Raw genomic sequence first — 23,591 nt, 5'->3', positions numbered from 1 at the left:
TCAGACCCAGAGTGGCACGAATCGCGCGTATCGACGGAACAGGATCGACGCCAGTACCCACCCGATGATGCCCATGGCCACTACAGCGACGATCGAGACCGTCTCGGGCATCCTGCCCAGCAGTGGCGCGCGCACGACATCGATCAGGTGGAAGGCCGGATTGAATCGCACGACGATTCCGCGCACGGAATCAGCCGGAAACTTCTCGATCGGCCACAGGATCGGGGTGAGCAACAATCCCAGTATCAGCACCGTGCCGATGACCTCCTGGATATCCGGAAACCGCGCACCCAGCATTGCGATGCAAACCGCGACCCACGCCATGTTGATCACAAGCAACGGAAGCGTCAGCAGTAAGGTCCACAATGCCGATACGTGCAAGATCGGCGACCACAGGAACACGCAAAGGACGATGGCGCCGCCGAAGAAGAGGTAGAAGCCTGCCTTCGCGAACGAACTCAGCACGAAATCGGTCAGCCGGATGCGGCCTTCCATGATGAAGGCCTTGTGCAGATGGAACGTCGTCACCGCGTCATTGATGACGTGGATCATGAAGCGCCACAACACATAGCCGACCCCGAGGTACGGCAGGTACTGTTCGATCGGATATCCCATCAAATGCGAATAGATGTTACCCAACACCACCACGAACACTGCGGTAGGCACCATCGCCCACAACAAGCCCAGGCTCGTTCGTCGATACTTCGTGGCGATGGCAAGCCAACTGGAGTACGCCCAGTAGTCCGGATGGGTCAGGCTCTGCCAGAACTGCGGAATCAGATATTCGTTGTGAGTTGAACGATACGTTGGCTTCATGGCGTTACGTCAACGCTTCGGCCAACGAAGCCTGCAAGTCGCCGCAGTCCTCCACGCCCACGCTCAGCCGCACCAGCCCATCGCTGATCCCCAGCTTCTCCCGCCGCTCTACCGGCACCGACGCATGCGTCATCACAGCCGGGTGGTTCACCAGGCTCTCCACGCCACCGAGCGACTCCGCGAGCGTAAACAACTTCGTGTTCTCGCAGAATTTCTTCGCGGCCTCGAATCCACCCTTGAGCACGATGGAAATGATGCCGCCATAACCCTGCATCTGCTTCGTGGCGAGTTCATGCTGCGGATGCGAAGCAAGCCCGGGATAGATGACCTTCTCGATCGCCGGATGCGTCTCCAGCCATTGCGCCAGTGCCAGTGCGTTCTCGCAATGCGCCTTCATTCGCAGATGCAGGGTCTTCAATCCACGCAAGGCGAGGAAACTGTCGAACGGCCCCTGCACCGCACCAATGGAGTTCTGCAGGAAGGCCATCTGCTCGGCCAGTTCCGCATCGTCGCCCACCACCACCATGCCGCCAACCATGTCGGAGTGGCCGTTGAGGTACTTGGTAGCAGAGTGCATGACGATGTCGGCACCCAGCGCGAGCGGGCGCTGCAGGATCGGCGAGGCAAAGGTGTTGTCGACGACCACGCGCAGGCCGCGCTTGTGTGCGATGTCGCAGATGGCGGCGATGTCGACGATCTTCAGCATGGGATTGGTCGGGGTTTCCACCCAGACCATTCGCGTTTCCGGCGTGATGGCGGACTCGAAGGCCACCAGATCGGTCAGGTCCACGAAGCTGAAGTCCAGCGCCGCCGAGCGTTTGCGCACGCGCTCGAACAGCCGGTAGCTGCCGCCGTAGAGATCGTCCATCGCCACGACGTGGCTGCCGCTGTCCAGCAGCTCCAGGATCGTCGAGGTTGCCGCCATGCCGGACGCAAAGGCGAAACCACGGCTGCCGCCCTCCAGCGCCGCCACGCAGCGCTCGTAGGCGAAGCGCGTGGGATTGTGCGTGCGGGAGTACTCGAAGCCCTGGTGCACGCCCGGACTGCTCTGGGCGTACGTGGACGTGGCGTAGATCGGGGGCATGACCGCGCCGGTGGTGGGGTCGGGCGCCTGGCCACCATGGATGGCCAGCGTGCCCAGTGCGAGATCGCCAGCGTCCCCACCGGAAGGGGATGAATGTTTCGCCATGTTCGGGTTCCTTGAATCAGCCGGCCATTCTACCGGCCGAGTCTTAACATATCGTCCATGTCCGGCGGCCCTCCCCTGTGGGCGGCCGGGGTATGCGGGCTACTGTGCGCGGCGTCGCAGATAATTCAGCAGGTCGATGCGGGTGATCAGGCCCAGGAAGGCGTCGCCGTCGGTAATGATGGCCACCTGGCCCCGGTCGAAGACCGGCAGCAGGGCCTCGATCGGGGAGCGCACGTCCAGCCGGTCCAGCTTGCTGACCATGGCCGTGGCGACCGGGTCGCGGAAGCGGGCCTCGTCGCCGTAGACGTGCAGCAGCACGTCGCTTTCATCGACGATGCCGACCAGCCGGTCGCCTTCCATCACCGGCAACTGCGAGACGTCGTACAGCTTCATGCGCTGGTAGGCCGTGGTCAGCAGGTCGGTCGGACTGACCACGACGGTGTCGCGCTGGCTGTACGGACGCAGGATCAGGTCGCGCAGGTCGCCGTACTGGGGCCGGTCGATGAACCCGTTGTCCAGCATCCAGTAGTCGTTGTACATCTTGGACAGGTACTTGTTGCCGGTATCGCAGACGAATACCAGCACCTTCTTCGGCGTGGTCTGCTCCCGGCAGTACTTCAGCGCCGCGGCCAACAGGGTTCCGGTGGACGAACCACCGAGGATGCCCTCCTTCGCCAGCAGCTCGCGTGCGGTCAGGAAGCTCTCGCGGTCGCTGATCGCATAGGCCTTCTTGACCCGGCTGAAGTCCGAGATCTGCGGCAGGAAGTCCTCGCCGATGCCCTCCACCAGCCAGCTGCCGGACTTGGTGCTCAGCGTGCCTTCGTTGATGTACTGGGTGAGGATGGAACCGACGGGGTCGGCCAGCACCATCTCCGTCTGCGGCGAATGCTCGGCGAAGCAGCGCGACAGGCCGGTCATGGTGCCGGAGCTGCCGCAGCCGAACACGATGGCGTCCAGTTGGCCGTCCATCTGACGGAGGATCTCGGGCCCGGTGCCGAATTCGTGCGCCGCCGGATTGTCCGGATTGCCGAACTGGTTAACGAAATAGGCGCCCGGCGTTTCGCGCGCGATCCGCTCGGCCAAGTCCTGGTAGTACTCCGGGTGCCCCTTGGCCACATCGGAGCGGGTCAGGATGACCTCCGCGCCCATGGCCTTCAGGTTGAAGATCTTCTCCCGGCTCATCTTGTCCGGGACCACCAGCATCAGTTTGTAGCCCTTCTGCTGGGCCACCAGGGCCAGGCCGATGCCGGTATTGCCGGCCGTGCCTTCCACCAGGGTTGCACCGGGCTTCAGGTCGCCGCGCTTCTCTGCGGCCTCGATCATCGACATGCCGATGCGGTCCTTGATGGAGCCGCCGGGGTTGGCGCTTTCGAGCTTCAGGTAGAGGGTGCAGAGCCCGGTGTCGAGGCGCCTGGCCTGGACGATCGGCGTGTCGCCGATCAGTTCGAGTACGGAAGAGTGGATCGCCATGCGGCCGTGCATCCGGTGCGGTACAGGCCGGGATTATCGCATTTGGGTGGCGCGGACGGCGACGGCCGACGAGGAGGCCGTCGCCGCCCGCGACAAGAAAGTGGCGGGGCAGGCGTCAGTGCGGCTTGGCGTCGTAGATCCGGAGCAATCGCTCCTTGGCGTGCAGCTTCTCGCGCTTCATCTGTCCGAGGCGGTTGTCGTCGATGGGCAGCACACCCAGTTCGGCGTCGGTCACCTTCTTGTCCAGCTCGCGATGGCGCTGGTAAAGCTGCTTGAACTCCGGATCGGCCTTGATGAGTGCATCGATTTCGGCCTGCGGTTGACCTTCGAACATGATCGTTACCTCCTTCAGCGGAAATACGAACGCCCCGGCCTCTGCAGGCACGGGGCGTTGGCTTGGGAGCGGAGCATCTGGCCGGTAGCGCGGGCACGTCCCACCGGAATGCCCGCTGCGGTCTGGCTGCCGGCGGCGGTCTCCTGCGGGATCGGTACGGGCGTCATCGGGTCGATTCTCCGGTGAGCCAAGCGACAAGGATCGCTTGGGTATACGACCCTACTCCTCACTGCCGGGCCCGACAAGACCCGCCGCAAGTGACTGATTCGAAAGAATTTCACCTGTAAGCGAAGCATTCAGGCCGGCCTCGCAGCCGCCTTGCGAACTCGTACAACCCCATGATTTACATGGGGATATCAATGCGTGATGACGACCTCCAGCGCGCGCGCCTTGCTGCCGGTGCCCTTGCCCGCGCTCTGCAGGCGCGACTTGGGTACACCTGCCGCCATCAAGGCATCGCGCAGCGCATCGGCGCGGCGCTGTCCCGGGGTCTGCTTGTCCCCGAAACCGTCGATACGGGCACGGGCCTTGGGGTTGGCTTGCAGGTAGGCAGCGAGTGCGCTGGCACTGGACGCGCCTCCGGCGGACAGCTTCGCCGAACTGGCGGTGAAAACGTCCGCGCCCAAGGTGAAAACCTCACCACGAGTCTCAAACTTCGAAGCCGGCAGCTTGGCGCCCGAAATCAGTTCCGCCTCCTCGCGCGCCAACTTCAGCTCGCGCTGACGGGCCGCACTCAACCGGTTAGCCTGCTGGCCCGCGACGGTATCCAGCGTGGTTTCCGCTTCCTGGCGCGCCAAGGCCTCGGCTTCGGCGGCCATGCGGAGACGTTCGGCTTCCTCGGCCTGGATCTGCGCCTGCACACGCAGACGTTCCACCTCGCGGCGCGCGCGCTCGGCTTCGCGACGGCTCGCCTCCACCAGCAATTCGCTGCGGGTGCGGTCCAGCCTGTCAACTTCGCGGCGGGCGGCCTGCGTACGTGCGGCGATCTCCGCGATCTCCACCCGACGTTCCGCCACGTACTGGGCGGTCTCGCGCTGGCTGCGACGCGCCTTGTCGAAGGCCGTGATGGCTTGTTGCGCCCGCAACTTTTCGTAGGCCGCCAGTTCCCCCAGCGCCGGATCGGCATGCAGGGCCGACAACCGCTGGTTGAGCTGCAGGACCACCGGATTGTCGGCCGCTGACACAGTGAAGGAGCCTAGCGACAGCATCAGCCCCAGCGCGCCGGTCCGGATCACCTTCTTGCTGGACGCCCTCATCGCTTGCCCTCCCCGCCGATCTGGCGTTGCAGGTCGGCAATCTCCGCCTTCCGCTGCGCCACTTCGGCCGTCGCCACCGCCTCCAGGCTGCGGGCGCGCGCGAGATCCGCGTCCACCGTGGCCCGCAGGGCAAGATCCAGCGCGTCCTTCTTGTCCCGTGCAGCGTGTGCGGCCTGCGCTTGCGCCAAAGCCTGCCTCGCTGCCTCCAGCGGCTGCGGGGCGTACTGGTCCGCATCGGCCTGGTCCGCGCGCTGCACCGCCTGCACGGCGGCTTCCAGTTCCGGGGGCAATGCGCTTTGGGCGTGCGCAGGTTCGCCGGCCAAGGCCAGTGTTGCTACTGCGGCCGCCATCACATGCAGGGGCCGGCGGAAGTATGAGAAGCTAACTGTCATTGGGGTGCCGTGACGTTGAGGGGTGCGCGCGGCCATTGTCGGAAGCCTTTGGCGCCGTTGCAACGTCGCGCCGCGCATCTTGGGAGCTTTGCACATGGACATCGGCTATTTCCTGAAGCTGATGACCGAGAAGAACGCCTCGGACATGTTTCTCACCACCGGGGCGCCGGTGTACATCAAGATCGAGGGCAAACTCTATCCCTTGGGCAATACCGGGCTGCCGCCGGGCATGGTGAAGAAGATTGCCTATTCGCTGATGGACGAGGGCCAGGTGCCTGTGTTCGAGCGCGAACTGGAGCTCAACATGGCCATCGCGCTACAGGATGCCGGGCGCTTCCGCGTCAACGTCTTCAAGCAGCGCGGCGAGGTGGGCATGGTGATCCGCGCAATCCGCAGCGTGATCCCCAGCATCGAAGAGCTCAACCTGCCTCCGGTGCTGAAGGACATCATCATGACCCCACGCGGGCTGGTGCTGATTGTCGGCTCCACCGGTTCGGGCAAGTCGACCTCGCTCGCCTCGATGATCGACTATCGCAACACCACCAGCACCGGCCATATCCTCACCATCGAGGATCCGATCGAGTACCTGCACCGGCACAAGCAGTCGATCGTCAACCAGCGCGAAGTGGGCCTGGACACGCACGCGTTCCACAATGCGCTGAAGAATGCGATGCGCGAGGCGCCGGACGTCATCCTGATCGGCGAGATCCTGGACGCCACCACGATGGAGGCCGCCATCGCCTTCGCCGAGACCGGCCACCTGTGCCTGGCGACGCTGCACTCGAACAACGCCGACCAGACCATCGAACGTATCCTCAACTTCTTCCCGGAAAGCGCGCACAAGAACGTATTGATGAACCTGGCGCTCAACCTGCGCGCCGTCGTATCACAGCGCCTGGTGAAGGGTACCGATGGGCGTCGCATGCCGGCGGCGGAAGTGCTGATCAACACGCCAATGATCCGCGACCTGCTGCGCCGCGGACAGGTACACGAGATCAAGGCCGCCATGGAGGAGTCACTTGAGGAAGGCATGGAGACCTTCGACCAATGCCTGTTCCGCATGGTCAAGGAGGGCCAGATCGAGCAGGAGGAAGCGCTGCGCGCAGCGGACTCGCGCGACGGCTTGGCACTGAAGTTCCGCCTTTCCGAAGGCAGCAAGGGCGAGCACGACCCTTACGCCGACTACGACACCGGCAACAGCAGCTCGCCGCGCATCACGCACGGCTTCGGCTGACCGCACCAGGGCGGCGGCGAAGCACCGAAAAGGGCGGAGAACTCCGCCCTTTTTCATTCAGGCATTTGCGTCAGGCTGGTTTTCCGGGCGCGCCTGATCGAAGGCCGGCAGCGCCAGACAGGCCTGCTCGATGCGGACGATAGCCGGGAATGCCGCCAAGTCCACGCCAAAGCGACGCGCATTGAACACCTGCGGCACCAGGCAGCAATCCGCCAGACCCGGCGTCTGCCCGTGGCAGAACGCGCCGGTTGCGGCGTCTTCGGCGAGCAGCGACTCGACCGCCGCGAATCCTTCGACGATCCAGTGTTTGACCCACTCGTCGCGCTCGGACTGCGGCACGTTCCAGGTGCCGTCGAAATACTGCAGTACGCGCAGGTTGTTGAGCGGATGGATGTCGCAGGCGACCATCTGCGCCAGCGCGCGCACGCGTGCACGATCGCGCGCCGTCATCGGCAGCAACCTGGGGGAAGGCCAGGCTTCGTCCAGGTATTCAAGGATCGCCAGCGACTGTCGGATCACACGCTCGCCATGCTGCAGCGTAGGCACCATGTGCTGGGGATTCTTCGCGACGTAGTCGGGATGGTGCTGCTGCCCGCCTTCACGGACCAGATGCACGGGCACCGTTTCGTATGGCAGCCCTTTCAGGTTCAGGCCGATGCGCACGCGATAGGCGGCGCTGGAGCGCCAATAGGAATACAGCCGCAGTTGCTCAGCCATGCAAGCCGCCTCCCGCGGTTTGCCCCTTCGATTGCCTGGAATACGCTTCCATGTCCGCCTCGAGCCTTCCTTTGTTCACACTGGCCCCGCGCGCGCCATCAAGGCAAGGGCTGTGGCTCCATCCTTTGCTCGATCACACCAAAAATGGAATGGCCGTCACGATCCTTCATTTCGATGTGGACGACATCGCCGAACTTCATGAACGGCGTCGAAGGCTTGCCGTCACGCAGGGTTTCCACTGTGCGCTGCTCAGCAAAACACGAGGCGCCCTTGGACGTGTCCTCGTTGGCAATGGTGCCGGAACCCACAATCGTGCCCGCCGACAGCGGCCGGGTCTTGGCCGCATGCGCGACCAATTGGGCGAAATCGAACTGCATGTCCACACCGGCCTCGGGTGCACCGAACCAGTTGCCATTGATGTGCGTCACCAGCGGCAGGTGCACCTTGTTGTCGCGCCAGGCATCGTCCAACTCGTCCGGGGTCACGAATACCGGTGACAGTGCCGAGCGCGGTTTGGATTGCAGGAAGCCGAAACCTTTCGCCAGTTCGCCCGGGATCAGGTTGCGCAAGGACACATCATTCACCAGACCGATCAGCTGGATGTGGCCGGCTGCCTGTGCGGGCGTGACCGCCATCGGTACGTCGTCGGTGATGACCACGATCTCCGCTTCCAGATCGATGCCATAGTCTTCGCTGACCACTTTCACCGGATCACGCGGGCCATGGAAGGCGGCGCTGGTGGCCTGGTACATCAGAGGATCCGTGTAGAAGCTCGCTGGCACTTCCGCATTGCGGGCGCGGCGGACGCGTTCGACGTGCGGCAGGTAGGCGCTGCCATCGACGAACTCGTAGGCCCGCGGTAGCGGCGCGGCCAGCGCCAGCATGTCGATGTCGAACGCGCCATCGGCGTCGCCGGAATTCAACGATTCGTACAGCGCGTTGAGACGCGGCGCGGTATTGCTCCAATCCTCCAGCGCGCGCTGCAACGTCGGCGCGATGCCGGTGGCGCGCACGCCGCGGGCCAGATCACGCGACACCACGATGAGCGTACCGTCGCGACCACCTTCTTTAAGGGAACCCAGCTTCATCGGAACTCCAGATGCCGGCGCCCACGCGCCATGGTTTCAATTGTAACGAAATGCGCGCGCCGGTCAGCCGGCGGCAGGATCGCCCTGGAACCCATCCTTGCGGAAGGTCAGCACAAGCGTATCGCGATGCCCCTGCTCGCCCAGGGGCTGGATGGGGGTGGATTCGTGGATGACGCGCTCGTCGTCGAGGAACAGCAACGACCAGGGCGCCTCGAGCGTAAAGCGTTGCCCGTCGGGCCCGGCGGCAGCGAACACCCGGGTTTCACCGCCTTTTATGCCCTGTCGATCCAGCAGCAGCACGGCGACGAAATCCACGCCATCGCGATGCGCGCCTTCCGGGGTCGGCCGGCCGATGCCGTCGGTGGTATCGATGCGGAACTGGTGCGCTTCGACGTACCACGGGCGTTCGCCCTTCAGTGCGGAGCACCAGCGGCCCAGTCCCAGCAGCAATTGCCTCCAGGCCGGATCCGAAGCGACCACCGTTTCGATCGGCTCGAACCAGCGCTGCATGCCGCCATGCAGTGCGTTGTAGTCCAGCGACTGCCAGTGCGCCCGGTGCGTTGCCTGCTGCACGCCGCCGCCATCGACAACGAAGCAGGAGTGGCGACGACGCCGATAGCGGCCGCCATCCTTGAGGTAACCATCCACCTCGAGCCGATCCCAGCTGGGTAGCAGGGCATCGAGCGATTGGAGGTCAGCCGCGACGGCGTCGGCCATGACCCTCGGCTCGAGCACGGCGTAGCCTCGCTCCTGCACGCGGCGCACGGCCTCGTCGGCGGGGCAGAACGGAGGTTGGAACATCGCGACCATCGGCATGACCCCTAAACGCAAAAACCCGCCGGAGGCGGGCTTTTGCGGATGTCCAGTGGACTTCGAGTTGGCAGCCCCGGATGGATTCGAACCACCGAATGCCTGAGTCAGAGTCAGGTGCCTTACCGCTTGGCGACGGGGCTGTATAACCAGTGACGCGTAGTGTAACGCGTCTGTTAGCGCTTGGAGAACTGCGTGGCGCGACGCGCCTTGTGCAGGCCAACCTTCTTGCGCTCGACTTCGCGCGCATCACGGGTCATGAAGCCCGCCTTGCGCAGCTCGTTCTTCAGGGTTTCGTCGTACTCGACCAGAGCGCGGGCGATGCCCAGGCGGATGGCGCCGGCTTGGCCGGTGGTGCCGCCGCCGGTCGTGGTGACCTTGATGTCGAAGCTCTCGGTGTTCTTGGTCAGCTCCAGCGGCTGGCGCACGATCATGCGCGCGGTTTCACGGCCGAAGAACTCGTCCAGCGGACGGTCGTTGACGGTGATGGTGCCGGTGCCCTTGCGCAGGAACACGCGGGCGGTGGAGGACTTGCGACGGCCGGTGCCGTAGTTCTGAGTGATAGCCATGATTAGATGTCCAGGACCTGCGGCTGCTGAGCGGCGTGCGGATGATTCGGGCCGGCGTAGACCTTGAGCTTGCGATACATGTCGCGGCCCAGTGGACCCTTCGGCAGCATGCCCTTCACGGCGGTTTCGATGACGCGCTCCGGGTGGCGCTCCAGCGCCTGCGCCAGCGTCTCGGTCTTCAGGTTGCCGATATAGCCCGTGAAGCGGTGGTACTTCTTGTCGGCCAGCTTGTTGCCGGTGACGTGGATCTTCTCGGCGTTGATGACGACAAGATAGTCGCCGGTATCAACGTGAGGGGTATAGACGGGCTTGTGCTTGCCGCGGAGGCGGCGGGCCAGCTCGGTGGACAGGCGACCAAGGGTCTTGCCTGCTGCGTCGACGACGTACCAGTCACGCTGGACGGTCTCGGACTTGGCGGTAAAGGTGCTCATGTGGATCTCATGTGTCTGGTCGGGCGGATTCCGCGGTTGCACCGGCGGAACTTTGCCACGCGTTGTGAAGGGTGAAACGGAAGACGCGGGATTGTACGGCCCCTTGGCGCAGTGCGCAACCCTGGGCATCCTCGCTCCGTGGGATCTCCCGGGGCAGACGCGGGGTCCGCCGAGACGGCACAATGGCCGCATGAACATGCGGACCTTCTCGCCCCTCGATCATTGGCTGGTGGAGGCCCAGCGCGGCCTGGATACCGTCTTCGGCAACCCACCTGCCCATCGCGCCAATCCCGCTGGCGATACGCCCGAGGTCGCCCTGGAACCGACCGAACAACGCCATGCCGCCGGCCTGATGCGCATCAACCATGTCGGCGAGGTGTGCGCCCAGGGCCTGTACTTCGGCCAAGCCGCGGTGGCCCGCGACGCCACCACCCGCGCCCACCTGCTGGAGGCTGCCCAGGAAGAAACCGATCATCTCGCCTGGTGCGCGGACCGCCTGCGCGAGTTGGACAGCCGACCCAGCCTGTTCAATCCGCTGTGGTATGCGGGCAGCTACGCACTTGGCGCCCTCGCCGGCCTGCGCGGGGATGGCTGGAGCCTGGGATTCGTGGTCGAGACCGAGCGCCAGGTCGAGGCGCACCTCGACGAACATCTGGAAGCCCTGCCACCGGCCGACCTGCGCAGCCGCGAGATCCTGCAGGTCATGAAGGCCGACGAAGCCCGTCACGCCGAACACGCCGAAGAAGCCGGCGCCCGCCTCTTACCGGCGCCGATCCCGACCCTAATGGCCGGGGCCTCCAAACTGATGAAAGCGGTCGCCTACCGGGTGTGATCCTTAGAGCGGAGCTTGCTCCGCTGCTTCACGGTGAGGGCGTCGTGCGCTGCTCCAAGCGAAACGGGGCAAGTACGACGCGACCTGTCCTTGCGCGACGCTGGTTCAGCGCGCAGCGCACGCTACGACGCGAGCTTCAGGCCGATGATGCCCGCCACGATCAGACCTATGCAGACGAGCCGCGCCGCCGTGGCAGGTTCCTGGAACAGCCACATGCCGACGAACGCCGTACCCACGGCACCGATTCCCACCCAGATGACATAGCCCGTGCCCAGCGGGATGTGCTTCAGCGCCACCGCGAGCAGCCAGAAGCTGGCGGCGGCAGCCACAGCGGTGATCACACTGGGCACCAGGCGAGTGAAGCCCTCGGAATACTTCAGACCCACCGCCCACACCACTTCCAGCAATCCCGCCAGCACCAGATAGACCCACGCCATGCGTCACCTCCTCAGGTTGGTTGCCCGGGCCATAACGCGAAACGGCCCGGAACTCGCGTTCCGGACCGCCGTCGGTCCTGATGCGCGGCCTGCGCCGCGGGCGGGTCGTCCCGCCAAGTACGTGGACAGACTAGCGCTGGCCATCCGAACCGGATGTAACCCGCACCCGTCGCCAACCCGTCATTCCGGCAGGTTGCGCCCGTGATACAGCTCTTCGATCTCCCGCTTCAGGCGCGCTTCGATCTTCATGCGCTCCTTGAACGACAGGTTCTTGGCCTTCTCCTCGAACAGGTAGTTGTCGAGGTCGAACTCCTTCAGGTGCATCTTCGTGTGGAAGATGTTTTCCTGGTAGACGTTCACGTCGAGCATCTCGTAGCGCGACTTGATGTTCTTGGCCAGGAAGTCCTGGATCGAATTGATCTTGTGGTCGATGTAGTGCTTCTTGCCCTTCACGTCGCGAGTGAAGCCGCGCACGCGGTAATCCATGATGACGATGTCGGATTCCAGGCTTTCGATCAGGTAGTTCAGGGCTTTCAGCGGCGAGATCACGCCGCAGGTCGCCACGTCGATGTCGGCACGGAAGGTCGCGATGCCGTTGTCCGGATGGGTTTCCGGATACGTGTGCACCGTGATGTGGGACTTGTCCATGTGGGCGACCACCGCGTCGGAGATGATCTCCTTGCCCGCATCCTTCTTGTCGATCACCGGCTCCTCGGAGATGAGGATCGTCACCGACGCACCTTGCGGGTCGTAGTCCTGGCGGGCCACGTTCAGGATGTTGGCGCCGATGATCTCCGCCACATCCGTCAGGATCTGGGTCAGACGATCGGCGTTGTATTCCTCGTCGATGTACTCGATGTACCGGCGACGCTCGTCCTCGGACGAGGCATAGCACACGTCGTAGATGTTGAAGCTCAGCGCCTTGGTGAGGTTGTTGAAGCCTTGCAGCCGCAGGCGAGGCAGGGGTTTTACCACGGCGGTGATCCCTCTTCGGGGGTGTCGGATGAGGGGGCGGATTATGCGCCATATGGGGTGACAGCGAAATGTCCGCGGCCGCGCGTCGGCGGGCCGCCGCAGGACTGGCCCAGCCCTTGCATGGCCTGCGTTTGCCGTGGGCCACGTATTCGGACTAAGCTTCCTGAATTACAAGCCGTGACCACCATGAGCCCAGGCATCCCCCTTTCAGCCCCTGCTCGCCCCGCCGCCAGCCCCCTGACGCCGGACAACGCCACGCTTGAGCGCTTCCTGGCCCACAGCCATCGGCGCCGCTACCCGGCCCGCGCCGACGTCTTCCGCCCCGGCGACCCGGCGGGCACGCTGTACTACGTGGTCAGCGGCTCGGTCAGCATCATCACCGAGGAAGACGACGACCGTGAGCTGGTGCTCGGCTACTTCGGTTCCGGTGAATTCGTCGGCGAGATGGGGCTATTCATCGAGTCGGACCGCCGGGAAGTGATCCTGCGCACCCGCACCCAGTGCGAACTGGCCGAAATCAGCTACGAACGCCTGCACCAGCTGTTCATGGGCACGCTGTCGGCCGATGCCCCCAAGCTGCTGTACGCGATCGGCGCGCAGCTCTCGCGGCGCCTGCTGGACACCAGCCGCAAGGCCAGCCGCCTCGCGTTCCTCGATGTGACCGACCGTATCGTACGCACCCTGCATGATCTCGCCCGCGAACCGGAAGCGATGAGTCACCCCCAAGGCACCCAGCTGCGCGTCTCGCGCCAGGAACTCGCCCGCCTGGTGGGCTGTTCGCGCGAGATGGCGGGCCGTGTACTGAAGAAGCTGCAGGCCGATGGCTCCCTGCATGCGCGCGGCAAGACCGTCGTGCTGTACGGCACCCGCTGACCCCGCCAGGTGTGCGGCCGGCCCGACGAGGCCTGCCGCCTTCAGGACTGCAGCCGCAGATCTGCTCGATATCCGCAATGCATTGCTTGGCCAGGCAGATGATGTCGCCACGCCGATGATCCGTCAGGGCTATTCCTGCCCTTCGCTCGAAGCCGTTCTGCGCATCCACGCCATCGCGGCCGATGCCTCCCAGGTCCTGCTGCTGGTCCGCCGACATGACCGTCCCGTGGTTGCCGGGACTGCACTTCATCTACGCCCTGCCGCTCGGCTCACCCATCTGCTGGATCACCACGCTGGTGATGTACCCGGACTGCCCAGGCTGCAGCCTGGGCTGGCGCCTGCGGCGCGACGCACCGTAAACGCCACGCTGGTTGCGTGCAGCGTGAACCGGCCATCCCCCTTGTACCGCTCCGATGCCCAAGCGCTCGACCGCGCCTTCCGGCCTGGCTGACATCTCGCTGCGTTTTAGCAGAGTGCTGGGCGCGGGTGAACAGGGGCGCCAAGTGGCCGCGTTCGGGTGCCCTGAGCCGTCCACGACGCCGGTGCGTTCCAAGAGAGGGCGGACCGGGCCACGCTACCCGATCCGCCATCCTGCTTCGCCGTCAGCGGGAAGGGCCGGTCTGGTCGCGTGGCTGCACGGTCTGCTGATCGGTCACGGCCTGTTCTTTCTGCCACCCCTGGCCTGCGGGCGTCTTCAGGTAGTCGTCCAAGGCCTGGCGCATGGCACGATCGTCTCCACCGTGCATGGCGGAGAACATGCGGTCGACGAACGAGCGTTGCGCATCTTCATTGCGCGCGCCTTGGGGCGAGACACCCATCTCCGCCGGACTGCGAGCCGCATCACGCGTCGCGGCAGCGATGGCCTCGCGGGAGCGGTCGCCGTAAACGCCATCCACCTTCAATCCCTGATCGGCCTGGAACGCGCGCAGTGCGTGCTCGGTCTGGGGACCGAATTTGCCGGACGTGGTCTCCAGTGGCTTGCCATCGGCGCCCCGATAGCCGAGCTGATTGAGCTGCTGCTGCAGTTCGCGTACCGATGCCCCCGATGCTCCATCTCGCAACGCCTCGGGTGCGGTCGATCGTGCGGGTACCGCCGCGTCGCGCTCGGCGCCGCGCAGGTGCGGCATAGGATCGACCTGCCGGCCGTCCCGCCACATCTCGAAGTGCAGGTGTGTGTCGCCCTGGGCAGGCGTATTGCCAGTCCTGCCCATGGTGCCGATCTGCTGCCCAACATCCACGCGCTGACCGTTTCGCACGCTGAACTCATCCAAATGGAAGTACTTGGTCAGCGTGCCGTCGTCATGCCGAACGTGCACGGTATTACCCGCCGCACCGTTGTTCGGCCGCACCACCACCGTTCCGCTCGCGACGGCCACCACGGGGTCGCCGACATCGCCCTGGATGTCGATGCCGCCATGGCGCCGGCCGCCACTGCGTGGCGTGCCGAACTCGCCGCGCCCCTCGCGTGCCTTGTCGGCTTCATTGATGTCGCGATTGCCCGGCGTCGGCCAGGCCAACCCGCCATCGCGCTGTTGCGTTTCCCCCGACTGGGCGCGGTTGCGCTCCTGTTCTGGCAACGCGAGTTGCTGCGTGATGGCTTCGCGCGTGCGAGTGTCGGCGTTGCCGGTGGCTTCCAGCTGATTCGCTGTCTGGAAAGCGCGGACGGCCTCCTGCGTCCTGCCGCCGTAGATGCCCGAGCGCGTCTCCAGCTCTGCGCCTTGGCCATCGCGAAATCCAAGCTGGTTCAGCGACGTCTGCAAGGCGCGCACCTCTTCGCCCCGCTCGCCGTTCTGCAGCACGCCATCGGCCAGCGGTGAAGTGCGCTCGCGCACGGCCGCATCGGGCTGGCTGGCCTGGATGCCGCGATCGGGAATGCTGATGGCGGCGTACTTGGTGTTCCAATACTGCGAGAACGTGGTCGCCAGTTCGCGGTCATCGAGTCCGCGAAGTTCTGCAGGCTTGCGCCCTGTCAGTCTCTCGACATCACTGGCGCTGATGTTCCCCAATATGTTCCGCCGGGTACTTGTGAGCGAGAACTCTCCCGTCACGATGGCGCTTTGCACAGACTCATAGCCAGCAGCGCCCTGCTGGTGAGCAAGATAAAGATCGAGCCCGCTTGGCGTCTCGTTTCCTGACAGAAAATCGTGACCGCTACGCTGCTGCCTGCGGCTGATGTCCGCGAGATTGTCCTGGTACAGCGCTGCAGCCGCACGCGTACTCTGCACGGGATCGAATTCTTGCCCCGTGATGCCGTAATCCTCCGCCGTGCGCGGCATGAACTGAAACAACCCCTTCGCACCACTGGGGTTGCTCGCATCCGGGTTGAAGCGGCCGCCCGTCTCGATGTAGGCGAACCGCAGGAAGTCCTCGCGGGGAATGCCGCTCGCCTGTGCTTGGCGTTCGACGATATCGAGGATCTGTTCACGGGTGTAGTCATTGGCCATCACTGGCTCCTCTTGCTGATGTTCGCGACCGTAGGTCGCAGGACGTCAACCGGGCTCGATCCGTGAGCCTTGTACAGGACGGTCAACTCGAAAGGTTCAGGGCGTGTAGCGCTCTGCATTCGCGTCGAAGCGGTAGGTTACCGCATCCGCGGGCCCGAGCGTACGTACCTTGCCGGGACCGGCATTCGTGTTTCCCGAGGGGGTGACTTTCAACGCCGGCAGTCCGCCGTCCGACGCCCGCTCGAAGGCCAGGTCGCCGGTGCTGGCCGTGCAGGGCATCACATGACCGTCACTGCAGGCCGCCTGATTGTCCCCGCCAACGCGCACACTGCCAACGTAGCCCCACTGGCGGAACGACAACGCGTCCTTGCCATCGGGATCGAAGAGGAACATGGCGAACGACTGCACCTCCTCGCCATTCATGAAATCGCGCGTGGGAACGGCCAGCACGTAGCGACCATCGTCAGTTGCGTACCCGTGCGCCTTGCGCGACGTATCGACCTCGTCCGCGCGCCCCAGTCGTCCGAACTCCCCGACATAGCCATCTGTATCCGGCTTCGACCATGCCTGCTTGCCGTCCTTCTCGACGCGCGTGAAAGTCGCCTGCGAAATGGCGACGTGTTCCGGATCCATCATGCCGTCATCGCCGTCCGGGCCCTCGCCCTGGGTCTTGGCACCGAAGCCGGTGAAGTAATGCTTGCCATCGAGATCGAACTCGTGGCCGTACCAGTAGCTGACGGTGGCGCCACCATCGATCTTGTAACTGACCGCACCGTCGCCGTCGCGCTGGTAGATGAAATACAACACGCTGTCCGCGGAGGGCGGCTTCAGCTCTGACATGTCTTCTTCCTTATTCTCGGGGGACGTCGCCTGCTCCGTGGTATCCGCACCTCGCTGAGCCGGTGCATCGCAACCGCCAAGGATGACCGCCATCGCGATCAGGAGCAGGGGGGAAATGACCTTCATGCGCTGCAACCTCATGTGGACGACTCCATGACAAGGGCGTTCATTCGCGAACAACCCGGACGCATCAATGGCGGATGGGCGTGTTTTCCGGCCGGCCGCCGCCTTCCCATCGACCCGAATCAATCGCTTTCGGACAGACCGACTTGTATTGGGCGAACGAGAGCGTGTCGTCCTGCGTCCAATCCTTGCCGTAGGGATTCGGCGGCCGACAATAGGGCATCAGCATGAAAGCGCCGGTGAAAGGTGGCATGGGCTTCCAGCACGGCATCGGATTCTTCCTGACATCCTGACCCTGTGTGCAGAACACGAACGGGTCGTCCATGCGGTAGTACAGGCGCTGGTAGTAGCCGTCGGACTGGGCGCTGAGATCGAACAGAACCAGCAGGCCCAGCGGGATGAGAAGTTTGATGCTCCGTTTCATGGCTGCATTCCTCTTGATACGGGGATACGGTTGTCAGCGTGCCGCTTGGCTCAGCGAGCGACGTCCATCTGCGACGGCATCCGTTGTTCCACCTGGAAGTTAGGCGTGCGCTCGGGGGCTACCAGATCTCGCTGGTGCGCCTCGACCCGTTCACGCCAAGCCTGCCCCGCAGGCGAGGCCTGCAGATCGTGCTGTGCGCGTTCCAGCGCCACGGGATCGCGCTCGCGCGCCGCCGCTAGCAATCGCTCCACTTCGGGGCTCGGGCGCCCCGACATCTGTGGCGCCTCGAGCGCCACGTCGATGCGATGCGGCGTCTCGGCTTGCGACGTGCGATCCTGGCGTTCGCGCTCATCGCCTGCCGCCGGCTCGCCTGCCGGCACGGGGCCGCGGATGCGATCGATTCCATCCAGCACCAGACCGAAGGGGCCGCGGGCCGTCACGGTGACGCCACGACGCAGGTCACCGACATCGTCCCGGTAGTCGGCGATGATGTCGCGGTGCTCATCCGCAAGGCGTCGCGCGGCCGGATCGTCCAGCGCGGAACGATCGGGCCGGCCGTCGCCGTCCACGGGGAGGAAGTTGTGCATGCTGTGCGAGCCACCGGACAGGACGGACGCAGTCAGCGGCATGTCCCGCTGCAGCAGGTCGCGCACGATGTTGTCGTGGTACCCGGTGCGATGCAGCGTCTCGATCTCCGTCTGGGTAGCGTAGATGCGCAACTGCCCGTAATGCGGACTGGCGGAGCTGACCGCATCGACCGCCATCACGTGGTTGGTCACGCGATCGCCCCCTTCCGGGATGCGCCGGTCCAGGCTGGCGGCACCGTAGGCGTTGAATGTCTCGCCACGCAGGTCGAAATGGTGCGCCGACACCTGCGCCAGCGTGCCGCCCAGCGAATGTCCCGTGACCGTGACCTCCGGCGCGGTCCTGCCTGGCTCGCGCCCCTGGCGTTCCGCATACTCGACCGCTCGACGGGTCAGTTCGACCGCGTCCGCCGCCTGGCTGTTGGTGCGCGTGAACACCATGCCGGCATCGGCGATCACCCCGTCACGGAAGGCCTCGCGGCCGAACTCGGTGCCGCGATGCGCAGCCACCACGGCGCCGGTGGCCTCGTGCTGGTAGATGGTGCCCTGGTAACCGGTACGGGGATTGTCGACATAGTCGATCACCCGGTAGCGCTCTCCGCCGATCACCACATCCTTGTTGAGCAGATCCTGCATCTGCCCGCCACGGTCGTAGCTGTGGTCGGCCAGATGCGCATACTGCTGCGACGTCAGGCCCATATCACGCCTCCTTCGCCGTCAGCGACACTTCGAAGAAGTCGTCGCGCTTGTCGGCAGGCAGCTGTCGCAGGTCGCCCTGGCCATAGTCCGGATAGTCGTCATAGCCGGCATCCTTCGGATACCGCGCCTTCCAGTAGTGGAACGCCTTCGTCTTCGACGGGGCCTGCCCCAGTTCATCGCCACCGATTTTCGCGATGAAGCGGGTCTCCCCCGGCGCGCCGGTAGCTTTCAGCTGCACCTGCGCCTGGATCAGCGCCCAGTGGCAAACACCGCGGCCGTGCAGTTCCTGGTCGAGCATGCCATCGGCATAGAACGTCCCGCGATACTCGTTGTCGGAGATCCGCTGCAGCGTGATCGGCAGGTCCTGTGTAGGCACTGGCGCTGTGCGGCCCTCGGGGTTGTCCTTTGGCGGCGGCAGGCACTCGGTGTTCCTTACGTCGTACTGGGCAGCACTGGCCACGACTTCCAGCGGTCCCGGTGCTCCCTGGATGCGCACGGTAAGCGTGTACGCCTGGCGGGGTTCGGGATTCGGGACAAACGAAGGAGAAGGTTGGCTATTCATGGCACCACTGCATGCGGTAGGGAAAAGAAGGGACATGGCGACCAGGCAGATCAGCCGGCCATCCCGGCGTGGAAGACGACGCGTCATGATCGGTCGTGTCCCCCAGCGTTCGGCGTACGGAGCGCCGTATACACGGACGGCATACGGGCGGGCGTGCCGTCGCATGCTGGCTCTCGAAGATCATGGGTCGTCATGCACTGCTCCTCATCGCGCCAGCTCCACAGGTGTCTGCGATTCGATACGCGGCGCAGGCTCGGCGAGCCGCTGCCGGTGAGCTTCCAACTGCTTCTGCCAGTCCTGCCCAAAGGGCGACGCTTTCAGGTCGTGCAGGGCGCCGCGCAAACCGTCGGTATCGCCGGCCTTGGCGCTGGACAGCAGGCGGTCAACCTCGACGGCCGCAGAACGTGGGTCGAAACTGAGGGGCGGATGGAACGAGCCGGAGGGCTCCACGTCACTGTCTTTTCCCTCACGGCTGCGATCGTTGCCGTGCGCGGTCGCGGCGAAGCTACCCCACTCCGGTAGCGCCCCTGACGAGCGCCTGCGATCTTCGCGCGCACCGAGTTCGCCGGGCGGGATCGGACCACGCAACGCATCGAGCCCATCCGTCATTGCGCCATACGGACCACGCGCACCGCTCGTGACAGCGCCGCGCATCCCCTCCACATCGGCACGGTACTTGCCGATCATAGGCGCGTATTCCCGTGCGAGGGACTGCGCCTGCGGGTCGCCCAGCACCGAGCGGTCCGGACGCTTCTCGCCGTCCACGTTGAGGAAGCGGTGCATGTCGTGGGAACCGAATCCCTTGACACCCGCCAACAGGCTCGCGCGTGGGTCCAGCAGCTTGGCGTCGTTGTTGGCATAACCCGCATCCCGCAACATGCCGATCTCACCGGACTGCGCGTAGATGCGCACCTGCCCGTAGTGCGGACTGGCGGAACTGACCGTGTCGGCCGCCATCACATGATTCAAGATGCGATCGCCACCCTCGGGGATCCGCCGGTCCAGGCTGACCGCGCCATAGGCATTGAACGTCTCGCCGCGCAGGTCGTAGTAGTGGGCGCTGATCTGCGCCAGGGTTCCCCCTAGCGAGTGGCCGGTGACAGTGACCTGTGAAGGGTGGCCGTACTGCGCCACATTCGTAGGACTACTTGCATAGTCGCGAGCGAGTCCTGTCAACGCGATTGCGTCATCAGCTTGCAGATTGGCGCGCGTGAGCACCATGGCACCATCAGTCTTTATAAGATCACGCCAGCGCTGCCGTTCGAACTCGGTACCGCGGTGGGCCACCACAACTTCACCGCTCTCGACATGCTGATAGATCGTCCCTTGGTATCCGGTGCGAGGGTTGTCGGCGAAATGGAGAACCTTGTAGCTCTGGCCTTCGAGGACAACCTCCTTGTCCACCAGCTTATGCATGGTGCTATTTCGATCATAACTGTGCTCAGTGAGATTGGCATACTGCTGAGACCCAAGCGTCACGGCGCACCTCCATCATCCTGCAGGGTGACGGAGAACACGTCCTCATCCTTCACCCATGCCGCCATGCGAGAGCGATCAGTCTGACCAAAGTTCGGCAGGTCATTGATACTGGAAGCGGGGTCGCCGGGATACGCACCCTTCCAGAAGTAGATCGTCTTGGAGCGTCCCGGACTAATCTCGTCTCGACTGAGACTCGCGACGAAGGGTGTTTCTCCTTCAGCGCCCGTCGCCTTGAGCTGTACCTGCACCTGGATCAGTTCCCAACGACAGACGCCATGGCCATGGTAGTCCTCGTCGATCATCCCATCCGTATAAAAGACGCCGGTGTATTCGGTGTCCGAGACCAGCTCCAGTTCGAATGGAATATCGTTGGTCGGTATTGGGGAAAGATGCCCTCCCGGATTGTCGTTCGGCGCCGGCAGGCATTCCGGGGTGACCACATCGTGCTGCGTCGCACTGACCACCACCTTTAGGGGTCCCGGTGCATCCTGGATGCGCATGCGCAGCCGATGCGCCTGCACCGGGTTCGGATTTCTCTTGTATTCCGGTCGCGGCTTCTTATCCATCTCTCTACTACAGGAGTTCGTTGTTAGAAGCGAAATTCCGATGAGCATCACAAGCCACGGCAGATGCGCCTTCATGACGGCGTTACCGTGCAGCACGCGGCGTCGCATTCGAACCCATCTGCGACACGCATTGCGCGTGTAACGGCTTCGGCATATTTGGCGTATCCACCGAAGTTCACTGCCACGCGAACCACCCCTTGATTCGTCGGGTCATACTCATAGCCCTCTTTGGGCACAACCTCCCGCCAATAGCGGCCCCATGCCGGCGATCGGCCTGACCTTGGCGGAGACGATCCGGCCACCCTCGCTCACCAGTGTTACCTCGCATGCATACCGGTTTTGTCTCATCTCATGTACCGGATGAAGCACGGGTCTTCCACCAGCATCACGCCCCATCACGTTTCCGACGGGCCTGAGTTCCTCCATATAGCGCTCGAGGTGCCAGATGCCGACCGTTCGTCCCCCGTCCTGCTCCCTCAAATGGACGGGCTCACCGAAAACTGAACTGGCCTCACCCATACTCCGTCCAACCCACTTCTTAGCTGCCACGTTCGCCGGAATGGAGGCGCATCCAGATATCAGGATGACAACTGAAACGGAAAGCACTCTAAGCATCTGTCAATATCCTTCTGATCATCTTGCAATCGGTCTTTTCACCCGAGAGATCAACTAATTCACGCCTTAACATTGACCACAGAATGGGAGCAGCGTCATTGAATCAACACAGGCTCTGAGCAGGCAGGGTGAACAATCCGGCACTCATCACCCCCACGTGATTTTGAACATGCTGTAATTGCCAAGCTGGTCGCCTCACCGGTGGTTGCAGCACTCTGGACTATCGCACCACCGCCAGTTGACTTGCCAGACTCCGATGTCCACGCCACGACTGCACATTGATTCTCGTATGCGATCGAGAACACACATTCCGTACCACCGAGTCGTTTGCACTTATCCATCGCTTCCCGGCGCGCCTCTCTCTTGGAAAAGCGACCTACAGATGTGCCGACCTCTCCCGTCTTGCTACTCATCGCAATAGCGCCCCAAGTGAGCTTCCATCTTGGCGTTGGAACACAATTTGCCCTTGTTGTACGCCACTAGTCGGAAAGCATTGGGAGCTACCAGGCGTGACGCCTTGCGGACAGGCCATCTGCGCCAAGGCCGATACGGCCGTGACGGTGAGCGTGAATATTCCGACAAGTATTTGAGATAGGGTACGCAATTGAAATTTAGATGAGCTGTTCGTAGCCATACCGACTTCCCTTAAGCCACGCGGGGACAGGAAACAGGAGCATTCATCGGGTTATGCGTTTGCGTTGCTGCATTTGCCGCTGGAGCAGGCGCCGGCACATACCCTCCGCCCGGACCAGTCGGCTGCATTGCCTCCCCCTGTCCGAACGCGTTGTAAGCCATGAACTCTCCGACGGTGCTCTGGAAGAACGTCGCGGCCAAAGGCGGCACGGTGAGCAGGCACATGGGCATCAGCAGTCCCTGGCCGCCCTGCTGCAGGGTCATGCTGTTGACGCCCTGAGGTAACGCGTTGGCTGCGTTGGCATTTGACCAATCTCTCATAGAGTTCCGTCCCATCCGGTATTCAGTACTCAAGCACCGGAATCGTACGGTCCGAGTACAACAGCGCACAGTGGAGCCCGGCGTTCTCGGCCGCGCGTTCCGGCAACGCCTGTTCCTGTGCACTCTCGACCGTGGGTCTGCTGCGGCACACGATACGCATCGACCCGCCTCCAACTTCGGGCTCTTCGATCACCACGCACTGATTCTCGTAGTCAAGCGCACTCCGCGCGTATGACCACCTTTGGTCCCGCATTTTTGACAGTTTCCTTCGCCGCAGCACACCGGCTGGGATGGCCGGTAGCGCGAACGAAATGTCATCGGCCGGTATGGGGGGCAGGTATCCTCCCGAGTTATAGCTCGGCGCCGTCCAGCACTTCGATGTGACCACCCCATCATTACTCGCGAATCAAGACTGGGGCTGTGCAGTTCGAGTAATACACTTGACAGGCACGCCCTCCGTTTCGAACTGAGCAGCCGGCTATGGCGAGCTTTGATGCAGCCTCCACCGTCTCTCCGTTCTGATAGGCAGAGACCGAATTCTTTAGCACCTCAATCGGCTCGGCAACGACCGCGCAGCTGTTCGTGTAGGTGTAGATGTATTTGCATTCCAGCCCTGCCCCCATGGCCTTGCATTTTGCAAGCGCTTCGCGGACCGCTTTCCGGCGACTCGATTGACCGGTCGACGTGCCCACATTCCCGGTGGCAGTGTCCTCCACCATCGCACCCCAAGTTGACTTCCATCGGGTGTATACCTTCCCGGCAGGTAGATCCCATCCGCCGCCCCCACCCCCACCGGGGCCACAACGCGGATCACCCGGCGCTACACCTTGAGGGCATGCTGTCTGTGCATAGGACTCCAAGGGGAAGATAAGCAAGAA

The 23,591-nt window shown here is 63.8% G+C and carries 25 protein-coding genes and 1 tRNA gene; 4 read left to right on the top strand and 22 right to left on the bottom strand.

Annotation, left to right across the window (positions count from 1 at the left end):
• From FB548_RS03900 to FB548_RS03875, 6 genes are all read right to left on the bottom strand, one after another.
• Complete coding sequence (locus FB548_RS03900; RefSeq protein ID WP_142123414.1) at positions 1-816, bottom strand: ABC transporter permease; 816 nt, start codon at positions 814-816, stop codon at positions 1-3.
• A gap of 4 nt (positions 817-820) precedes the next feature.
• Positions 821-2,005, bottom strand: a complete 1,185-nt coding sequence (locus FB548_RS03895; protein ID WP_142123413.1) for a cystathionine gamma-synthase — start codon at positions 2,003-2,005, stop codon at positions 821-823.
• Positions 2,006-2,104: 99 nt separating this feature from the next.
• On the bottom strand, positions 2,105-3,475 hold the full coding sequence (locus tag FB548_RS03890; protein ID WP_142123412.1) for a pyridoxal-phosphate dependent enzyme: 1,371 nt from the start codon (positions 3,473-3,475) through the stop codon (positions 2,105-2,107).
• 115 nt (positions 3,476-3,590) lie between these two features.
• Positions 3,591-3,809, bottom strand: coding sequence for a YdcH family protein (locus FB548_RS03885; RefSeq protein ID WP_142123411.1), 219 nt, complete (start codon positions 3,807-3,809; stop codon positions 3,591-3,593).
• A gap of 356 nt (positions 3,810-4,165) precedes the next feature.
• Positions 4,166-5,017, bottom strand: a complete 852-nt coding sequence (locus FB548_RS03880; RefSeq protein ID WP_142124098.1) for an OmpA family protein — start codon at positions 5,015-5,017, stop codon at positions 4,166-4,168.
• Positions 5,018-5,061: 44 nt separating this feature from the next.
• Positions 5,062-5,457 carry a DUF4398 domain-containing protein gene (locus tag FB548_RS03875; RefSeq protein WP_142124097.1) on the bottom strand — a complete coding sequence of 132 codons (396 nt, stop codon included), beginning with the start codon at positions 5,455-5,457 and terminating at the stop codon, positions 5,062-5,064.
• Between the two features lie 94 nt (positions 5,458-5,551).
• On the opposite strand from FB548_RS03875, the gene FB548_RS03870 reads away from it, so the two are divergent.
• Entirely contained in the window at positions 5,552-6,691 is a 1,140-nt protein-coding gene (locus FB548_RS03870; RefSeq protein ID WP_142123410.1) for a PilT/PilU family type 4a pilus ATPase, read from the top strand.
• A 57-nt stretch (positions 6,692-6,748) separates the two neighbouring features.
• Here FB548_RS03870 and maiA read toward each other — a convergent pair whose 3' ends face one another.
• From maiA to rplM, 6 genes are all read right to left on the bottom strand, one after another.
• Positions 6,749-7,408, bottom strand: a complete 660-nt coding sequence (gene maiA, locus FB548_RS03865; protein ID WP_142123409.1) for a maleylacetoacetate isomerase — start codon at positions 7,406-7,408, stop codon at positions 6,749-6,751.
• Between the two features lie 98 nt (positions 7,409-7,506).
• Positions 7,507-8,496 carry a fumarylacetoacetate hydrolase family protein gene (locus FB548_RS03860; RefSeq protein WP_142123408.1) on the bottom strand — a complete coding sequence of 330 codons (990 nt, stop codon included), beginning with the start codon at positions 8,494-8,496 and terminating at the stop codon, positions 7,507-7,509.
• A gap of 63 nt (positions 8,497-8,559) precedes the next feature.
• Entirely contained in the window at positions 8,560-9,306 is a 747-nt protein-coding gene (locus FB548_RS03855; protein ID WP_221625906.1) for a 2OG-Fe dioxygenase family protein, read from the bottom strand.
• A gap of 68 nt (positions 9,307-9,374) precedes the next feature.
• Positions 9,375-9,449, bottom strand: a tRNA-Gln gene (locus FB548_RS03850).
• Between the two features lie 33 nt (positions 9,450-9,482).
• On the bottom strand, positions 9,483-9,875 hold the full coding sequence (rpsI, locus tag FB548_RS03845) for a 30S ribosomal protein S9 (protein WP_142123406.1): 393 nt from the start codon (positions 9,873-9,875) through the stop codon (positions 9,483-9,485).
• Between the two features lie 2 nt (positions 9,876-9,877).
• Positions 9,878-10,306, bottom strand: coding sequence for a 50S ribosomal protein L13 (gene rplM / locus FB548_RS03840; RefSeq protein WP_055936916.1), 429 nt, complete (start codon positions 10,304-10,306; stop codon positions 9,878-9,880).
• A 190-nt stretch (positions 10,307-10,496) separates the two neighbouring features.
• On the opposite strand from rplM, the gene coq7 reads away from it, so the two are divergent.
• Positions 10,497-11,138 carry a 2-polyprenyl-3-methyl-6-methoxy-1,4-benzoquinone monooxygenase gene (gene coq7, locus FB548_RS03835; RefSeq protein WP_142123405.1) on the top strand — a complete coding sequence of 214 codons (642 nt, stop codon included), beginning with the start codon at positions 10,497-10,499 and terminating at the stop codon, positions 11,136-11,138.
• 122 nt (positions 11,139-11,260) lie between these two features.
• On the opposite strand, the gene sugE is transcribed toward coq7, so the two are convergent.
• Both sugE and speD read right to left on the bottom strand, forming a co-directional pair.
• A complete protein-coding gene (sugE, locus tag FB548_RS03830) occupies positions 11,261-11,575 on the bottom strand; it encodes a quaternary ammonium compound efflux SMR transporter SugE (protein ID WP_142123404.1) in 315 nt (104 codons plus the stop codon).
• A gap of 180 nt (positions 11,576-11,755) precedes the next feature.
• The gene (gene speD / locus FB548_RS03825; RefSeq protein WP_055936923.1) at positions 11,756-12,550 is read right to left on the bottom strand and encodes an adenosylmethionine decarboxylase; all 795 of its coding nucleotides are present in this window, start codon (positions 12,548-12,550) and stop codon (positions 11,756-11,758) included.
• 186 nt (positions 12,551-12,736) lie between these two features.
• On the opposite strand from speD, the gene crp reads away from it, so the two are divergent.
• Both crp and FB548_RS18735 read left to right on the top strand, forming a co-directional pair.
• Positions 12,737-13,423 carry a cAMP-activated global transcriptional regulator CRP gene (gene crp, locus FB548_RS03820; RefSeq protein ID WP_225590783.1) on the top strand — a complete coding sequence of 229 codons (687 nt, stop codon included), beginning with the start codon at positions 12,737-12,739 and terminating at the stop codon, positions 13,421-13,423.
• Between the two features lie 215 nt (positions 13,424-13,638).
• Positions 13,639-13,782, top strand: a complete 144-nt coding sequence (locus FB548_RS18735; RefSeq protein WP_185741964.1) for a hypothetical protein — start codon at positions 13,639-13,641, stop codon at positions 13,780-13,782.
• Between the two features lie 243 nt (positions 13,783-14,025).
• Here FB548_RS18735 and FB548_RS03815 read toward each other — a convergent pair whose 3' ends face one another.
• From FB548_RS03815 to FB548_RS03775, 8 genes are all read right to left on the bottom strand, one after another.
• Positions 14,026-15,867 carry a peptidoglycan-binding protein gene (locus FB548_RS03815; RefSeq protein WP_142123403.1) on the bottom strand — a complete coding sequence of 614 codons (1,842 nt, stop codon included), beginning with the start codon at positions 15,865-15,867 and terminating at the stop codon, positions 14,026-14,028.
• A 96-nt stretch (positions 15,868-15,963) separates the two neighbouring features.
• The gene (locus FB548_RS03810) at positions 15,964-16,848 is read right to left on the bottom strand and encodes a hypothetical protein (protein WP_142123402.1); all 885 of its coding nucleotides are present in this window, start codon (positions 16,846-16,848) and stop codon (positions 15,964-15,966) included.
• 49 nt (positions 16,849-16,897) lie between these two features.
• Positions 16,898-17,254: a hypothetical protein gene (locus FB548_RS03805; RefSeq protein WP_142123401.1), complete on the bottom strand. Its 357-nt coding sequence runs from the start codon at positions 17,252-17,254 to the stop codon at positions 16,898-16,900.
• A 50-nt stretch (positions 17,255-17,304) separates the two neighbouring features.
• A complete protein-coding gene (locus tag FB548_RS03800) occupies positions 17,305-18,537 on the bottom strand; it encodes a hypothetical protein (RefSeq protein WP_142123400.1) in 1,233 nt (410 codons plus the stop codon).
• A 1-nt stretch (position 18,538) separates the two neighbouring features.
• The gene (locus FB548_RS03795) at positions 18,539-19,099 is read right to left on the bottom strand and encodes a hypothetical protein (RefSeq protein WP_142123399.1); all 561 of its coding nucleotides are present in this window, start codon (positions 19,097-19,099) and stop codon (positions 18,539-18,541) included.
• Positions 19,100-19,303: 204 nt separating this feature from the next.
• Positions 19,304-20,515 (bottom strand): hypothetical protein, encoded by a 1,212-nt coding sequence (locus FB548_RS03790; RefSeq protein WP_142123398.1) that lies wholly within the window; start codon positions 20,513-20,515, stop codon positions 19,304-19,306.
• 59 nt (positions 20,516-20,574) lie between these two features.
• Positions 20,575-21,219: a hypothetical protein gene (locus FB548_RS03785; protein WP_142123397.1), complete on the bottom strand. Its 645-nt coding sequence runs from the start codon at positions 21,217-21,219 to the stop codon at positions 20,575-20,577.
• A 1,185-nt stretch (positions 21,220-22,404) separates the two neighbouring features.
• The gene (locus tag FB548_RS03775; RefSeq protein ID WP_221625905.1) at positions 22,405-22,746 is read right to left on the bottom strand and encodes a hypothetical protein; all 342 of its coding nucleotides are present in this window, start codon (positions 22,744-22,746) and stop codon (positions 22,405-22,407) included.
• Positions 22,747-23,591 lie beyond the last annotated feature (845 nt).

The sequence above is a fragment of the Pseudoxanthomonas sp. 3HH-4 genome (genome assembly GCF_006716465.1).
GTDB lineage: Bacteria > Pseudomonadota > Gammaproteobacteria > Xanthomonadales > Xanthomonadaceae > Pseudoxanthomonas_A.
The sequence above is the reverse complement of the archived record's forward strand: the minus strand, read 5'-3'. Positions and strand labels throughout refer to the sequence as shown.

What these genes read in the sequence shown, in the direction of transcription:
- FB548_RS03900 (WP_142123414.1), bottom strand. Translation starts at nt 816, where the DNA reads ATGAAGCCAACGTATCGTTCAACTCACAACGAATATCTGATTCCGCAG.
- FB548_RS03895 (WP_142123413.1), bottom strand. Translation starts at nt 2,005, where the DNA reads ATGGCGAAACATTCATCCCCTTCCGGTGGGGACGCTGGCGATCTCGCA.
- FB548_RS03890 (WP_142123412.1), bottom strand. Translation starts at nt 3,475, where the DNA reads ATGGCGATCCACTCTTCCGTACTCGAACTGATCGGCGACACGCCGATC.
- FB548_RS03885 (WP_142123411.1), bottom strand. Translation starts at nt 3,809, where the DNA reads ATGTTCGAAGGTCAACCGCAGGCCGAAATCGATGCACTCATCAAGGCC.
- FB548_RS03880 (WP_142124098.1), bottom strand. Translation starts at nt 5,017, where the DNA reads ATGCTGTCGCTAGGCTCCTTCACTGTGTCAGCGGCCGACAATCCGGTG.
- FB548_RS03875 (WP_142124097.1), bottom strand. Translation starts at nt 5,457, where the DNA reads ATGACAGTTAGCTTCTCATACTTCCGCCGGCCCCTGCATGTGATGGCG.
- FB548_RS03870 (WP_142123410.1), top strand. Translation starts at nt 5,552, where the DNA reads ATGGACATCGGCTATTTCCTGAAGCTGATGACCGAGAAGAACGCCTCG.
- maiA (WP_142123409.1), bottom strand. Translation starts at nt 7,408, where the DNA reads ATGGCTGAGCAACTGCGGCTGTATTCCTATTGGCGCTCCAGCGCCGCC.
- FB548_RS03860 (WP_142123408.1), bottom strand. Translation starts at nt 8,496, where the DNA reads ATGAAGCTGGGTTCCCTTAAAGAAGGTGGTCGCGACGGTACGCTCATC.
- FB548_RS03855 (WP_221625906.1), bottom strand. Translation starts at nt 9,306, where the DNA reads ATGGTCGCGATGTTCCAACCTCCGTTCTGCCCCGCCGACGAGGCCGTG.
- rpsI (WP_142123406.1), bottom strand. Translation starts at nt 9,875, where the DNA reads ATGGCTATCACTCAGAACTACGGCACCGGCCGTCGCAAGTCCTCCACC.
- rplM (WP_055936916.1), bottom strand. Translation starts at nt 10,306, where the DNA reads ATGAGCACCTTTACCGCCAAGTCCGAGACCGTCCAGCGTGACTGGTAC.
- coq7 (WP_142123405.1), top strand. Translation starts at nt 10,497, where the DNA reads ATGAACATGCGGACCTTCTCGCCCCTCGATCATTGGCTGGTGGAGGCC.
- sugE (WP_142123404.1), bottom strand. Translation starts at nt 11,575, where the DNA reads ATGGCGTGGGTCTATCTGGTGCTGGCGGGATTGCTGGAAGTGGTGTGG.
- crp (WP_225590783.1), top strand. Translation starts at nt 12,737, where the DNA reads ATGAGCCCAGGCATCCCCCTTTCAGCCCCTGCTCGCCCCGCCGCCAGC.
- FB548_RS18735 (WP_185741964.1), top strand. Translation starts at nt 13,639, where the DNA reads ATGACCGTCCCGTGGTTGCCGGGACTGCACTTCATCTACGCCCTGCCG.
- FB548_RS03815 (WP_142123403.1), bottom strand. Translation starts at nt 15,867, where the DNA reads ATGGCCAATGACTACACCCGTGAACAGATCCTCGATATCGTCGAACGC.
- FB548_RS03810 (WP_142123402.1), bottom strand. Translation starts at nt 16,848, where the DNA reads ATGAGGTTGCAGCGCATGAAGGTCATTTCCCCCCTGCTCCTGATCGCG.
- FB548_RS03805 (WP_142123401.1), bottom strand. Translation starts at nt 17,254, where the DNA reads ATGAAACGGAGCATCAAACTTCTCATCCCGCTGGGCCTGCTGGTTCTG.
- FB548_RS03800 (WP_142123400.1), bottom strand. Translation starts at nt 18,537, where the DNA reads ATGGGCCTGACGTCGCAGCAGTATGCGCATCTGGCCGACCACAGCTAC.
- FB548_RS03795 (WP_142123399.1), bottom strand. Translation starts at nt 19,099, where the DNA reads ATGAATAGCCAACCTTCTCCTTCGTTTGTCCCGAATCCCGAACCCCGC.
- FB548_RS03790 (WP_142123398.1), bottom strand. Translation starts at nt 20,515, where the DNA reads ATGCATAAGCTGGTGGACAAGGAGGTTGTCCTCGAAGGCCAGAGCTAC.
- FB548_RS03785 (WP_142123397.1), bottom strand. Translation starts at nt 21,219, where the DNA reads ATGAAGGCGCATCTGCCGTGGCTTGTGATGCTCATCGGAATTTCGCTT.